We start from the raw sequence: 14456 nt of genomic DNA, 5'->3' as shown, positions 1-14456 counted from the left end.
GAGGGCGGGGACGACAGTCATCCGAGGGGTCGTGGACGAAAATCGAAGGCGGAAGCCGGCATCGCGACGCCGGCAGCACGGAGTTGCCCTGCGCGCGTCACCGTTGCCGCGCCTTCGAGCAGATTCAGTGCGATCTGGCGCACGGTGCGTGCGCTCACCGGTTCGAGGAAGCTATCCCGAACCCATTCGTTGAAGGCGCCCATCGCCGGGCCACACCAGATCTGATAGTCGCCGCGCCGCTCGGAATGACCTTCGCGCGCCCACTGGGCGCCACTGAAGAGATACCACCGGAACACCAGCGCCATGCGGTGCTTGGGGTCCTCCGCCGCACGGGTCACCTGACGGGGATCCCTCGTGGAGAAAAATGACTCGGTCTCAGCCCAGATCTGTTCGATGCTGCGCCCGAGCACGGTCGTCTCGAGATTCTGCAACTCATGCGTCGGTGCGTCCTCAAGGGAGGAGTAACGACGGTAGAAGTCGGAAAGCCGTTGGCCGCGTTGGGCAAACATCGTGCCCCGTTTGAGCACCTGCACCGTCACGCCGATTTCGAACATGTCGGCGGCCGGCGCCATCGCCACGTCGGTGGAGGCGGCCAGCGCCAGCAGGTTCCGGCCGTCTTCGGACAGACCACTTTCCACTGCCGACTGATTGACCGAGCCGGTGAGGACATAGGCCGCACCCGCGGCAAATGCTGCAGCCACAGCGGCGGGCGTGCCGAGCCCCCCTGCCGCACCCACGCGTGGCAGCACAGAGTAGCCGTAAGCCTCAGCGAGTTCGTCGCGCAGGGCGATCAGGCGCGGAAGCAATACCGTCAGCGCGCGATTATCGGTGTGACCACCCGAATCCGCCTCGGCGGTAATGTCTTCCGCGATCGGAATCCCGCTGGCGAGTTGAGCTTCGTCCGCTGTGAGCCGGCCCTCGGCGACCAGCGCACGCAACATCGGTTCCGGAGCGGGGGACAGAAAGTGCCGCGCGACCTCGTCTCGGGAAACCTTCGCGAAGATGTGTCCCGCACGCAGAATTTGACCGTCCGCACCACGGCGCAGGCCTTTCGCGGCGTAAAGGACGATCGCGGGCGTGAGTCGCATGAACGCCGATGCCGAAACACAGCGCACGCCAAGACGATGGAAGAGGTCGATCGTCGCGAGCTCGAGACGATCGTCCTGGACGTTGTGAATGAGATTGGCACCCCAGCCGCCAGCGTCGCGTCCGAGGGCATTCTGTATCTCGCGCACGCCCGTCTCGACGGTGTCCAGATCGAGCCCCGCGCTGCCGAAAAATCCCATCACACCAGCACGTACGGCTTCGACCGTCATCCGTGCTGTCGCGATTCCGCGGGCCATCTCACCGACCACGTACGGGAAACGCACCCCGTGCGCCGCGGTGAAGCTGCGATCGCCCAGCCATTCCGGATAGATGGGCGGCAGGACGGCCAGGAGATCCTGTTGCAGGATCTCAGGCGTCAGCCCGCCGTCGTACAGCACAACAGGGGACGGCCCCAGGGCCGACCCCACCACAGCTACTGGCGTCCGGATCGCGGCAAGCGCCTCGTCGACGTTTGATCCAGGGATCAACGCCGTCGAGGCGACGTCTGCCCGACCAGACGCGGCCAACGAAGCACGCATGATGCGGGACTGTAACGGGTGGACGGGTGTCCAGTCCCGGTTTTTGACGTTGCCGCAGATTTTAGCAACGAAACGTCGCCCAAACGGCGAGCTCGAGCCCCGCGCCCTCCGCGACGGGATCAACAAAACTATTTGCGAAGTGAACAAAATGACACCGCGTTTGATCAGCTCGCGGGAGTGGGCGACTGGCGCCCGGTCGACGTACCTGCGACCCTCCACCCGCACATGCGTGGGAGCGAGAGTTCAGCAGTACATGCAGGCAAGGATGGGCGCGTGGGGTTCCGGGTGGATTGCTTGCTGCTATTGCAGTTGCCCGGTTGCGACCTACCGGCATGGACGCCAGACGATGCAGATCCGAATGCTGCGATCACGCAGAATAAGGGCGTTGCACCACCGGCCCCAATGTTGGACTTCCTGCTCCGCCCCGGGTCGAGGGTGGAAGGTGTCATTGGCACCGGGCCCAGATTGGCAAAGATGATGGCGCCCTTTGGCGTAGTGACCAAGCACGACGCGGCATCTGAGGTTCGGTTGCTAGATTTAATCCACTGCGTACTATCTGGCAGAAAGCTGCACTCCAAGGGCCCGTGTTCCCGTATGGTCCCACCCCGTATAGCCACCTACAAGTAATGGCGGATTTCGATGGATCAGGTTCGAGTTACTGGCGGCGTGTTACTCGGCGCGTTGGTATCCGGTGCGCTTGCCACTGGAGCGCTATCCGGCGCTCAGAGCGCAAATGCGTCGTGCGCTTCATTCTTCGGGATCGGCAATGGCAATGGCTGTACCAGCAACCTGACCACTATTGCGATCGGTATCGGCGATGGTGCGGTGGCAGACGCCGGCGCCGCACTCTTCGGCTCAGCGCTCGCCATCGGCACCAATGCCAAATCCGTCAACAGTGTCAGTCTCGGAACCTTTACGGCGGCGATCGGTGACGGCGCCTCAGCAACGGCACTTTTCTCTGCTTTTGCCACCGCGGCGCAATTCGGTGCCGGTTCCGCGGCCAATATTGGCGCACTCAACCTCGCGGTTGGTGCTTCATCCGGCAGCGGAGCATCGAGCACTAGCGTTATCGGCATTGGCAACATCGCAGCGCAATTCGGACCGGGCAGTTCAGCGACGGTCGGCGCTGCCAACCTCGCCATCGGCTCCGGCGCTGGGGCATCCACCGGCGCCAGCGGCATCGGTAACATCGTCGCGCAATTCGGACCGGGGCTTGCGACAGCGATCGGCATCATCAACTTCGCGATCGGCGCCTCTGCCCCAGGCACTGTCGGCCAGACCACCACTGCGGGCCTCTTTGGCACCCTCGCCCTCAACCTTTTCGGGACCGCGGACCCGGATAGCGGTAATTCCGCAGTTACACAGGGCTTCCTGACCTCGGCCATCAACGTTCTTGGCCACAACACCTCGGTATTCTCGCAGGGCGTCTTGAGCACAGCCGCCAACGTCGCGGGCAGCAACAGCACCGTGTCGACGGTGGGACCCATCCCCGACACCACGTTGAGTACATCGTTCAATCTTTTCGGCAACGGCAACACCGTGACCGCCGGTCGCGGGCCGCTGGCATTTGCAGGGTCGATCTCACAGAACGGTGCGACCGTCACCCAAACCGGTCCCGGTGTCAACATCAACGGCTTCGGCAGTACTGCGGCCCCGGTTGCCCGAAGCCTCGCCAAGAGCTCGGCCACGGCGGCGCCGATCGTCGGTAACAACAAGAAGAGCGCCGCAGCCAACTCCAGCACCGACACCGACTCCGCCAAAAACAGCGCCGCGGCCAACTCAGGCACCGGCAACAAGAAGTCCACCGGCAGCAAGACGAACGCAAAGAAATAGCGGTGCCCATTCCGGGGCACTTCGCCGGAGCGGCCGTCGAACGACGACGACAGGCTGATGTCGTAATTGCCCCGAACTCACCTCGCGCCTAGCTACGATGCGATCCTGGATCACTAGAGAACCGGGAACGAAAAATGGCGGCAAAACACCGGGCGAATGTCCGGGCGAAGGCCAAGCCGCTGAGTGCTGAGGCACGCCATCGGGTCAAGCAGGACGGCAGCAACGTTTCCGCATGGCTCGGGACTGGCGCTGTCGCGCTCGGGGTCGGCGCTTCGTTGGCCGGCCCGATCGGCGTCGCGCACGCCAGCCCCGATACGGGCGATTCCACCTCCTCGAGCCACAGCGCCACCTCCAAGGCAGCAGCCACCGGGCGCACCACTTCATCGAGCCACGGCACTGCAACCGGCGCGAAAAAGGCATCAGGCAAACCTGATTCATCGACCCCGCGCATCACCAGTTCCACGGTCGCAGCCACCGGCGGAACGGACGCACCACGGTCGACGGCCAGCGCAGCGTCCACCACAGCCACCGTCTCGACGAGCGCTGCGGTCGACCCCGACTCGACGTCCACGGCGTCGGACACCACTGAGACAGCCGCCGCGGTGGCGCCATCCGCCCGCGTGTCCGCGAGTAGAACATCCACCGCGGCAACCGCCTCACCGAGTACGTCCCGTTCTGAGGCCAGCGCTGCGAACCCCCTGCTGACTCCAATCCAGCAGGTGGCTTGCGACGCCCTCGCCGCGGTGATCAACGGCACCGGCCCCACGTTGCTCAACATCTTCGTCACTCCGATAGATATCAGCCTCGAGGACGTTTACATCGCGCTGACCACCAATCAGTGGCAGGGGCGGCAGATCATCGGCGACGGCGCTGACGGGACAGCGGCCAGTCCGGACGGCCAGTCCGGTGGGTGGATATTCGGCAACGGTGGCGACGGTTATTCGCAGCCAGCCGGCTCAGGGCTGGCCGGCGGTAACGGCGGTGCCGCCGGGCTGATTGGCAATGGCGGCAGCGGTGGTGCCGGTGCGGCCGGTACCGGTATTCAGAGCGGCGCAAACGGTGGAAATGGCGGGACAGCACTGTTATTCGGCACCGGTGGCACAGGCGGCGCGGGTGGCGACAGTGCTGCCGGCATCGGTGGGAGCGGCGGTAAGGGCGGCAGCGGTGGCCTACTCAAGGGTGACGGCGGAACCGGTGGCGCAGGCGGGACCGGCGTTATCGGCGGTGCCGGCGGTTCCGGCGGTTACGCGTTCAGCCTCGCACTCGGATACTTCGACGGGGCCTACCACTCGGGAACCGTCACGGGCGGGACCGGAGGGGCGGGCGGCGCCGGCACCGGCGCGCTGGGGGTGGGTGGCGCCGGCGGTTCGGGCGGGACCGCCATCGTCTGGGGGCTCGACCAGACGACCTATTTCCTGACTGCGGTCACCCAGTTCACCGGCATCGCCGCCGATCCGGCTACCGCTGTTGGCGGGACCGGTGGGGCGGGCGGAACGGGGACGTTGATCGGCGGCGCCGGCGGCGCCGCCGGCGATGCGTACAACTTCCTGAGCACCGGATCGGTCCTCACGGGAGCGGCCAAGGGCGGAATCGGCGGCGCGGGCGGTAGCGCGACAGGACTATTGGACTTGGGAGCAGTGGGCGGAGTCGGCGGCGCCGGCGGCACGGGCTACGCGGTAGATCCGGCCAATGCCTCAGGTGGCGCTGGCGGCGCTGGCGGGATCGGCTTCGCCGGTCTGGCTCTGGGTGGTCTTCCCGGCGTCGGCCTCCCAATGCCCGACTTGGCAGCCGTGGGGAGCTGTCTGATCTCTGTCTGCTTGGGTTAAGCGGCGAAGCGGCGCCGCCTAAGCATCCAAGCGATCGAACCCTGTGCGCTGATAGATGCCGACACAGCTCTGGCGCCTGAGCTTGCCGCTGGTTGTGACCGGAATCGATCCCGCTGCAACCAAAACCAGATCTGACACTGCGATGCCGTGTGTGTTGGAGATAGCCGATGTGACGTCACGCTTGATGCTGTCGAGCTTCTCCTTGGCCTCCTCATCGGAGCCGCCACGCATCCTGACTTCCATCACAACGACCAGCTTCTCCACTGCGTCGTCCGGAACGGCGATCGCCACGCACCGACCCTTGGTGATCTCCGTGACCGTCGCCTCGATGTCGTCGGGGGAATGGTTGCGTCCATAAATGATCAGCAGGTCCTTGATGCGGCCCACCACGAACAGCTCTCCGTCAGAGATGAAGCCGACATCACCCGTCCGCAGCCACGGACCTTCCGGCGTGCCCGCCGACGGCCCGACAATCGTGGCGCCGAATGTGCGTGCGGTCTCCTCCGGCTTTTCCCAGTAGCCGATGCTGACATTGTCACCGTGGCACCAGATCTCGCCGGTCTTGCCGTCAGGAACCTCGGTGCGGGTCTCTGGGTCGACGATCCGCAGGACGGGCGAACGCGGGCTGATCGGGCCGTCGTAACTGACCAACGGCGTACCGTCCTCGCCGGTGACTCGCTTGGCCTCGCCTGCGGTCAGGGCATCGGTGTCGAAGTACACGACCTTGATGGGATCTTCCGGCTTCGGGGTCGCCATGTACAGCGTGGCCTCGGCCATGCCATACGACGGCTGGATCACCGTGTCACTGAGGTTGAAGCGCGCGAATCGGTCGGTGAACCGCTTGATCGTCGCCGGCTGAACCCGCTCGGCCCCGCTTTGGATGGTGTGCACGCCGCCGAGGTCGAGCCCAGCCATGTCCTCGTCGGAGGTTTTCCGTGTCGCCAGGTCGAACGCGAAGTTCGGCGCGGCGGTGAAGGGGCACGGATTGGTCGCGAGCAACTGCATCCAGCGCGCAGGCCGCACCAAGAACGACGTCGGGCTCGTCAGCACCGCGCTGGTTCCCAAGACAATCGGTGAGCAAACTCCTAAGATCAACCCCAAGTCATGGAAGAACGGCAGCCACGACACAAATGTCAGGTCGGGCGGGGTGACGCCAGCATGCCTCGAGTAGTCGGTGGTGATCTGCTGCAGATTGGTGAAAAGATTTGTGTACGAAATCATTACGCCAGCGGGTGAACGGGTTGAACCGGACGTGTACTGCAGATATGCGGTGGCGAGGGGATTATCGTCCTCGTACATCGCCGGCGCGCCAGGCCGAGGCGGAGCGTCGAGATCCAGCAAATCGACCTCGATGATGGTCGGCGGCGCTTGCCCGGGCTGCGGGACGATGCTCCGAGCCACCTCAGCCACCACGGAAGACGTCGTGAGAACGGCAGCGGGCGACGCGTCGCGCATGACGGAATCGACCCGCTCATCGGTAACGCCACCCATGGGGACCGACAGCGGAACCGGGATCACCCCGGCGTGCAGCGCGCCCAGGAAGGCAACGATGTATTCCAGGCTTTGAGGAGCGATGATCATCGCGCGATCGCCCGGCGCCGCGCACAGTCTGAGCTCACGGGCCAAGTTGGCCACCCGCCGATACAACTGCGGCCACGTGAGGCTCACGGGTACGCCGGCCCAGTCCTGGTCATAATCGATGAAGGTGTACGCGACGTCATCCGGCTGCAGGCTGGCGCGTTCGCGCAACAGAGCCGGAATTGAAGCCTCAATCGCCTTTGTCACGCGAAGCAAGTTATCAGTAGCCGTCGTTGCGACGCCTTCAAACAACGAAGATGAGTGACGCCTGGGTCAATAACCGCGCGCCGGTAACCCGCCGACAACGCTCCGTGGTGAGCGCACAGCGACCCGGATGCGCGGTGCGCTTGCTTGCGAATCGGGCAAACACGACCCAAGAAACTGCGTCTGCGTCAATAATTGCCTTGCCTGCGGTGGTGAAACCAGGCGAGACAAGCAGCGAACCGAACTAGTGATTCGTTGCTGTGAGAGACGGGATGGTTTCATTCGGTGCGATCGACGATCGACCAGGCAGCTCGGGCGCGGCGAACTTGCCGACCACTATGAGCACCAAATCGACCACTCCGGTCGCCGTTATCGGCATGGCCTGCCGGCTTCCCGGCGGTATCGAGTCCCCCGAGCAGCTCTGGGCGGCATTGCTGCGCGGCGCTGACCTGGTCACCGAAGTGCCACAGGACCGCTGGGACAACGACAAGTACTACGACCCCGAGCCAGGCGTGCCAGGCCGGACGACGTCGAAGTGGGGTGCATTCCTCGACGATGTTGCGGGCTTCGATTCCGAGTTCTTTGGCATCAACGAGCGCGAGGCCGCCGCGATCGATCCGCAACACCGGTTGCTGCTGGAAACCTCCTGGGAGGCTATGGAGCACGCCGGGCTCACTCCGGAAGAGATGAAAGAGTCGCTCACCGGCGTGTTCACCGGGCTGACGCACTACGACTATCGGCTGGTATCGGCCGAGTCCGACGCCATGGCGGGGCCGTACGGCTACTCGGGCAACACGTTCAGCTTGGCGTCGGGGCGCATCGCCTACACCTTGGGCCTCCGTGGCCCCGCGATGGCTGTAGACACCGCATGCTCATCTGGGCTGGTCGCGGTCCATATGGGGTGTCGCAGCCTAAGTGAGGGCGAAAGCGATCTCGCGCTCGCCGGCGGCGCCTACGTGATGCTGGACCCGCTCAAATACGTCGCGGGGACAGCGGCGGGCCATCTATCTCCGACCGGACGTTGTCATGCCTTCGACGTGGCTGCGGACGGCTACGTCGGCGGAGAAGCATGCGCGATGGTACTTCTCAAACGCTTACCGGACGCGCTACGCGACGGCGACCGAGTCCTCGCTGTCATCCGCGGCACGGCGGCAAACCAAGACGGCCACACCGTGAACATCTCCACACCGTCGGCCAGCGCCCAGGCCGAGGTGTACCGGGCAGCGCTGGCGGCCGCGAACGTCGACGCAAGCAGCGTCGGCATGGTCGAGGCGCACGGCCCGGGCACCCCGGTGGGTGATCCCATCGAATACGCCAGTCTCAGCGAGGTATACGGCGTCGACGGACCCTGCGCGCTGGGATCGGTGAAGACCAATTTTGGGCACTCCCAATCGGCATCCGGCGCCATCGGTCTGATCAAGGCGATCCTCGCTTTGCAGCACGGTACGGTCCCCCAGAATCTGCACTTCACCCGCCTGCCTGACGATTTGGCCCGGATCACCACGAATCTATTTGTGCCACAAGAGAACACAGAATGGCCGACGCTCGGGCAACATCCCCGCCGGGCGGCGGTGTCGTCGTACGGGGTGTCGGGAACCAATGTTCACGCCGTTCTGGAGCAAGCTCCCGAACCACCGGGAGCACCGTCGATGAGCGCAGATCCCAGCGGGACCCTGGCCGCACCACTGCTGTTTCCGCTCTCGTCGACCTCGGCAGACGAGCTGCGACGTACAGCCGGCCAGCTGGCCCACTGGGTTCAAGCTCACGACGACGTGTCGTTACCGGACCTTGGCTACACCCTGGCGCGACGGCGGGCCCACCGCCCGGTACGCACCGCTGTACATGCAAGCAACCGGTCGGGGTTGACACAGGCATTGCTGGAGGTCGCCGGCGGCGATGCTCCTTATCAGACAGTGCTGGCACACGACGACCGCGGACCGGTGTGGGTGTTCTCCGGACAAGGCTCGCAATGGCCTGCGATGGGTGCTCAGCTGCTTGTCGCCGAACCAGTTTTTGCAGCCACGGTCGCTCAGTTAGAAACACTGATCGCAGGCGAGTCAGGGTTCTCGGTCACCGCTGCGATGACCGCACCCGAGGTAGTGACCGGCGACGCTCGGCTGCAGCCAACGGTGTTCGCCGTGCAAATTGCGCTGGCGGCCACCATGAAGGCGTACGGCGCGCGTCCCGGCGCGGTTATCGGTTACTCGATGGGTGAGGTCGCCGCGGCGGTGGTCTCTGGCGCGCTGTCACTCGAAGATGGGGTGCGGGTGATCTGCCGGCGCTCGCGGCTGATGTCGAGAATCGCTGGTGCCGGCATCATGGCGTCGGTGGAAATGCCGGCAAAGCAGGTGCTTTCGGAGCTGACGCTGGGCGGCATCAAGGATGTCGTCGTCGGGGTGGTTGCCTCACCACAGTCCACGGTGATCAGTGGCTCAACACAAACCGTTCGCGATCTGATGGCAGCTTTCGAATTACGCGATTTGATGGTTCGCCAAGCCGTCATCGATGTTGCGGCGCACTCTCCCCTTGTTGATCCGATCCTCGACGACCTCGCGCAGGAGCTCGCAGAAATCAAGCCCCTACCGCCGGAGGTTCCGTTCTACTCGGCAACGGGGTTCGACCCGCGCGAAGAACCGCTCTGCAATAACAAGTACTGGGTGCGCAATCTGCGCAACACAGTGCGGTTCGCCGCAGCAGTGCGGGCCGCCCTGGAGGACGGGTACCGGGCGTTCGCCGAACTGTCACCACACCCGATGCTCACCCACGCTATTGACCGGACGGCGGCCAGTTTGGACGCGCCGGTTGCCACGTTTGCCAGCATGCGTCGTGAGCAGACGCTGACGCACGGACTGCGCGACTTGGTAGCGGACCTGCATAGTGCGGGCGCCGCAATCGATTTCTCTGTTATGTATCCGAATGGGCGACTGATGGATGCGCCGCTGCCGACCTGGACACGCCGTCGGCTGTGGTTGGACCACGAGAGTGACGAGTCCCAGACACACGGGGGCAACACCGTTTCGGTGCATCCGCTCCTGGGCCCGCACGTGTGCTTGCAGGAGGAGCCGGAGCGCCACGTGTGGCAGGCCGAAGTCGGCACCGCTGCACAGCCCTGGCTTGCCGACCATATGATCCGCAACGTGGCGGTCCTCCCCGGGGCGGCCTACTGCGAGATGGCCTTGGCTGCCGCACAGACGGTTCTGGGCGACACTGCCGAGGTCCGCGACATCCGCTTCGAACAGGCGTTGTTGCTCGATGCGCAAACCACCGTCGCCGCCTCGGCATCGCTCTCGTCACCCGGTGTCGTTGACTTCCTCGTTGAATCCAATGAGGGCGGTCGGCCCAAGCGCCAGGCCAGCGCAGTCCTGTCCGCAGCAGACGATGAGCAGCCGAGCGCATACGACATCGCCGCACTCCTTGCCGCCCATCCGCACCGCACCGATGGCGATGCGGTGCGCAAGGGACTAGATCAGCGCGGCGTCCAATACGGCCCGGCGTTCTGCGGCCTCGGCGCGATCCACGTCGGCGACGCCGCAACCGGCACAGTGTTGGCCGAAGTCACGCTGCCCAGCCAAATACGCACGCAGCAAGTTTCCTACGGAGTGCACCCGGCAATCCTGGATGCCTGCTTCCAGTCCGTTGCCGCCAATCCGCAGATCCAGGCAATGGCCGAAGGTGTGTTGGGATTACCACTGGGTGCCCGGCGACTGCGCGCATTCGGCTCGGCTCGAAACGCCCACTACTGCTATGCACAAGTGACCCAAGTCGACGCCGGCGGGATCGAGGCCGACCTCGACGTGCTTGACCAGCACGGGGTAGTCCTGCTCAGCGTGCAGGGGTTACGCTGCGGCACTGGGGAATCCGAGGACGCCCAGCTGGACCGGGTACTGAGCGAGCGGCTGCTGACCATCGATTGGCAGCAGCGGCAGCTGCCAGAGCCGCCGCACGCCGACGCCGGAATCTGGCTGCTGATCAGCACCACCGCCATCCCGGATCTGGTCGCCACCAACCTCACCGACACCTTGAAAGCTCAAGGCGCACAGTGCAGCACGATGTACTGGCCACCGAACGCCGACCACACGTCCAACGCCGGGCATCTGGCCGAGCAGCTGCGGACCGGGAAAGTCACCGGCGCCGTGATCCTGACCGGAGCGAAGAACAACAACGATGACCAGTCCCCAGTGGTGGGCCGGGAGTATGTCCAACATTTGACACGTATCACCCGCGAATTGGCCCAGACGTCGGGCCATATTCCGCACCTCTTCGTGGTGACCCGCACTGCCCAAGCCGTCCTGACCGGCGACGTGGCCAATCTGGAGCAGGGCGGGCTGCGTGGCTTGGTCCGGGTGATCGGCGCCGAGTACCCGCATCTGCACGCCACCCAGATCGACCTCGACGAAAGCACCGAACCCGAGCAGCTGGCCCGGCAGCTGCTCAGTGGATCCAAGGAAGACGAGACCGCCTGGCGGGACGGCTTGTGGTACACGGCCCGCATGTTGCCAAGCCCATTGCGGCCCGATGAGCGTCAAAACACCCTCGCCGACAACGACTCCGAGGGAATGCGGCTGCAGATCCGCACACCCGGCGACCTACAGACTCTGGAATTGGTTGCCTGCGAACGGGTTACGCCCGGATCGGGACAGATCGAGGTCGCCGTCGGCGTATCAAGCATCAACTTCGCCGACGTGCTGGTTGCCATGGGCCTGTTCCCGGCTATCGACGGCGGGTTGCCCGAGCTGGGTATGGATTTCGCCGGTGTGGTCACCGCGATCGGTCCCGACGTCGTCAATCATCGCGTCGGTGACCGGGTCGGAGGGTTCTCCGGAAAAGGCTGTTGGGGGTCGTTCGTCACGTGCGACGACAGACTGGCCGCTACGCTTCCGCCCGCCCTGACTGATCACCAGGCGGTGGCGGTGGCGACGGCGACCGCGACCGCGTGGTACGGCCTGCACGACCAGGCCCGGATCGCGACCGGTGACCGGGTACTGATTCACTCCGCGACCGGTGGCGTGGGCCAGGCCGCCATCGGGGTCGCGCGAGCGGCAGGTGCCGAGATATTCGCCACCGCGGGTAGCGAAGAGCGCCGGCAAATGCTGCGCGACATGGGGATCGAGCATGTCTATGACTCACGCAGCACCGAATTCGCCGACCAGATCCGCCATGACACAGATGGCTATGGAGTTGACATCGTGCTCAACTCTCTGACTGGCGCAGCCCAGCGGGCGGGATTCGAACTGCTCGCCACCGGCGGACGGTTCGTCGAGATCGGTAAGCGCGACGTCTACGGCAACACCCGGTTGGGATTGTTCCCCTTCCGGCGGAACCTCACGTTCTACTACGTCGACCTGGCGCTGATGTCCCTCAGCCACCCCCAACGGGTCGGCGAGTTGCTTCGCACCGTCTACAAGCTGGTGGCAGACGGTGAGTTGCCGCCAGCCAATCACACCGAGTATCCGTTGGCAGACGCCGCCACCGCGATCCGGGTGATGGCCGCGGCCCAACACACCGGCAAGCTCCTACTCGAGATTCCTCGAACGGGGAGCAGTCGCGCGGTAGTGCTCCCGGAGCAGGCCAACCCCTTCCGACGCGATGGCGCGTACCTGGTCACCGGCGGCCTCGGGGGCCTTGGTTTGTTCCTCGCCGAGAAGATGGCCGTAGCCGGTTGCGGGCGCATCGTGCTGACATCCCGCTCACAGCCGACACTCAAGGCGCTGGAAACGATCGAATTGATCAGGGCAATGGGCGCCGAGGTCGTGGTGCACTGCGGTGATATCGGCGATCCGGGCACTGCGCAGCGGATGGTGGAGGCCGGTACAGCCACCGGTCTGCCAGTGCGGGGCGTACTGCACGCCGCCGCCGTAATCGAGGACGCCACCTTAGCCAACATCACCGACGAGATCATCGAATGCGACTGGGCGCCAAAGGTTTACGGAGCCTGGAATTTGCACGGCGCCACCGCCGATCAGCCGTTGGACTGGTTCTGCTCGTTCTCATCGGCGGCCGCACTGGTGGGCTCGCCCGGGCAGGGAGCCTACGCAGCGGCCAACAGCTGGCTGGATGCCTTCACCCGCTGGCGGCGGAGCAACGGCCTCCCGGGCACCGCGATCGCCTGGGGTGCCTGGAGCCAGATCGGGCGCGCCACAGAAATCGCCGCGAGTGCTGGCGCTGCGATCGACCCGGACGATGGAGCTTACGCACTCGACGTGCTGTTGCGCCACGACCGTGCTTACACCGGATACGCGCCGATCGTCGACAGCCCGTGGTTGACCGCGTTCGCCGAGCGGAGCCCGTTCGCTGAAGCGTACGGCGCTGTCGGCGAAAGCCATTCGGGCACAGCCAAACTGCGCGCAGAGCTGAACGGCCTGCCGCGCGCGGAATGGCCCACCCGATTGCGGCATCTGATTTCGGGCCAGGTGAGCCTCATCCTGCGTCGCAACATCGAGCCCGACCGGCCGCTCGCCGAATACGGCGTTGATTCGCTGGGCGCTCTGGAGTTACGTACCCGCCTCGAAGCTGAGACCGGAGTGCGGCTGACGCCTAATGACCTTGCCGTCGGCACCGTTCGCGGTTTGGCGGAGCTATTGTGCGAAAAGCTGGCACCTGCGGGCAGTGACGCGTCACCTTAGCCGGCATGTGCTACGAGACAGACAGTTTGGGAGGATCGTGAACGCAGTTCTCAAAGTGGCCGCGCTGGGTTTTGCTCAGCTGGTCGCAATCGGATTGCTGATTTTCTTGCCGGCAGGCACGTTCGACTACTGGCAAGCCTGGGTTTTTCTGGCGGTCTTTGCCCTGACTGCGTGGTTCCCGAGCATCTACCTGCAGATCACGAATCCCGTTGTTCTGGAGCGGCGGATGCGGAGCGGCCCGGTGGCGGAAGGCCGGACGGTACAGAAAATCGTGATGGCCGGCCTCTATGGATCACTGGTAGCGATCTGTGTGGTCAGCGGCGTCGACCATCGCTTCGGCTGGTCATCAATGCCGGTGGCCTTCAGCATCATCGGTGATGTTGTGGTGGCCGTTGGCCTGGGCGTGGTGGTATTGGTGACCATCCAGAATCGATACGCGTCCACAACCGTGCAGGTGGAGTCGGATCAGAAAGTCGTCAGTACCGGGCTCTATGGGCTGGTACGGCACCCGATGTACACCGGCAACGTACTGATGCTGGTTGGCCTGCCCCTGGCGCTCAGCTCCTACTGGGCACTCATCTTTGTGCTGCCCGGCGTGGCCGTGCTTGCCGCGCGGATCCATGACGAGGAGAAGCTGCTCGGCGACGAATTGGACGGTTACCGCGAGTACACGAAAAAGGTCCGCTCGCGGCTGATTCCGCAAGTATGGTGACCGCCGGATGACCCACTCCTGTTGTCGGCAGACTCGAGAAGGTGAGGTGCAATTG

General features: G+C 64.7%; 6 protein-coding genes and 1 pseudogene. 4 read left to right on the top strand and 3 right to left on the bottom strand.

What is annotated here, in order from left to right; all coding sequences use genetic code 11:
* Nucleotides 1–17 precede the first annotated feature (17 nt).
* Nucleotides 18–1484, bottom strand: a complete 1467-nt coding sequence (locus tag ADBZ9O_RS14470) for a PfaD family polyunsaturated fatty acid/polyketide biosynthesis protein (protein WP_526532335.1) — start codon at nucleotides 1482–1484, stop codon at nucleotides 18–20.
* A gap of 780 nt (nucleotides 1485–2264) precedes the next feature.
* On the opposite strand from ADBZ9O_RS14470, the gene ADBZ9O_RS14465 reads away from it, so the two are divergent.
* Complete coding sequence (locus ADBZ9O_RS14465) at nucleotides 2265–3458, top strand: hypothetical protein (RefSeq protein ID WP_526532333.1); 1194 nt, start codon at nucleotides 2265–2267, stop codon at nucleotides 3456–3458.
* Between the two features lie 88 nt (nucleotides 3459–3546).
* On the opposite strand, the gene ADBZ9O_RS14460 is transcribed toward ADBZ9O_RS14465, so the two are convergent.
* Nucleotides 3547–4215, bottom strand: coding sequence for a hypothetical protein (locus tag ADBZ9O_RS14460; RefSeq protein ID WP_526532331.1), 669 nt, complete (start codon nucleotides 4213–4215; stop codon nucleotides 3547–3549).
* A gap of 88 nt (nucleotides 4216–4303) precedes the next feature.
* Between ADBZ9O_RS14460 and ADBZ9O_RS14455 the strand changes: the two are divergent.
* Nucleotides 4304–4795: pseudogene (locus ADBZ9O_RS14455) on the top strand (PGRS repeat-containing protein); the annotation flags it as partial.
* Nucleotides 4796–5302: 507 nt separating this feature from the next.
* Here the strand turns inward: ADBZ9O_RS14455 and ADBZ9O_RS14450 are convergent.
* Nucleotides 5303–7069 carry a fatty-acid--AMP ligase gene (locus tag ADBZ9O_RS14450; protein WP_526532329.1) on the bottom strand — a complete coding sequence of 589 codons (1767 nt, stop codon included), beginning with the start codon at nucleotides 7067–7069 and terminating at the stop codon, nucleotides 5303–5305.
* Nucleotides 7070–7338: 269 nt separating this feature from the next.
* Here ADBZ9O_RS14450 and pks2 point away from each other — a divergent pair, with 269 nt between their 5' ends.
* Both pks2 and ADBZ9O_RS14440 read left to right on the top strand, forming a co-directional pair.
* Nucleotides 7339–13689: a sulfolipid-1 biosynthesis phthioceranic/hydroxyphthioceranic acid synthase gene (pks2, locus tag ADBZ9O_RS14445; RefSeq protein ID WP_526532327.1), complete on the top strand. Its 6351-nt coding sequence runs from the start codon at nucleotides 7339–7341 to the stop codon at nucleotides 13687–13689.
* A 37-nt stretch (nucleotides 13690–13726) separates the two neighbouring features.
* Complete coding sequence (locus ADBZ9O_RS14440) at nucleotides 13727–14401, top strand: methyltransferase family protein (protein ID WP_526533160.1); 675 nt, start codon at nucleotides 13727–13729, stop codon at nucleotides 14399–14401.
* The last annotated feature ends 55 nt before the right edge of the window (nucleotides 14402–14456 follow it).

The sequence above is a fragment of the Mycobacterium sp. genome (assembly GCF_965229105.1).
Taxonomy (GTDB): Bacteria; Actinomycetota; Actinomycetes; order Mycobacteriales; family Mycobacteriaceae; genus Mycobacterium.
The sequence above is the reverse complement of the archived record's forward strand: the minus strand, read 5'-3'. Positions and strand labels throughout refer to the sequence as shown.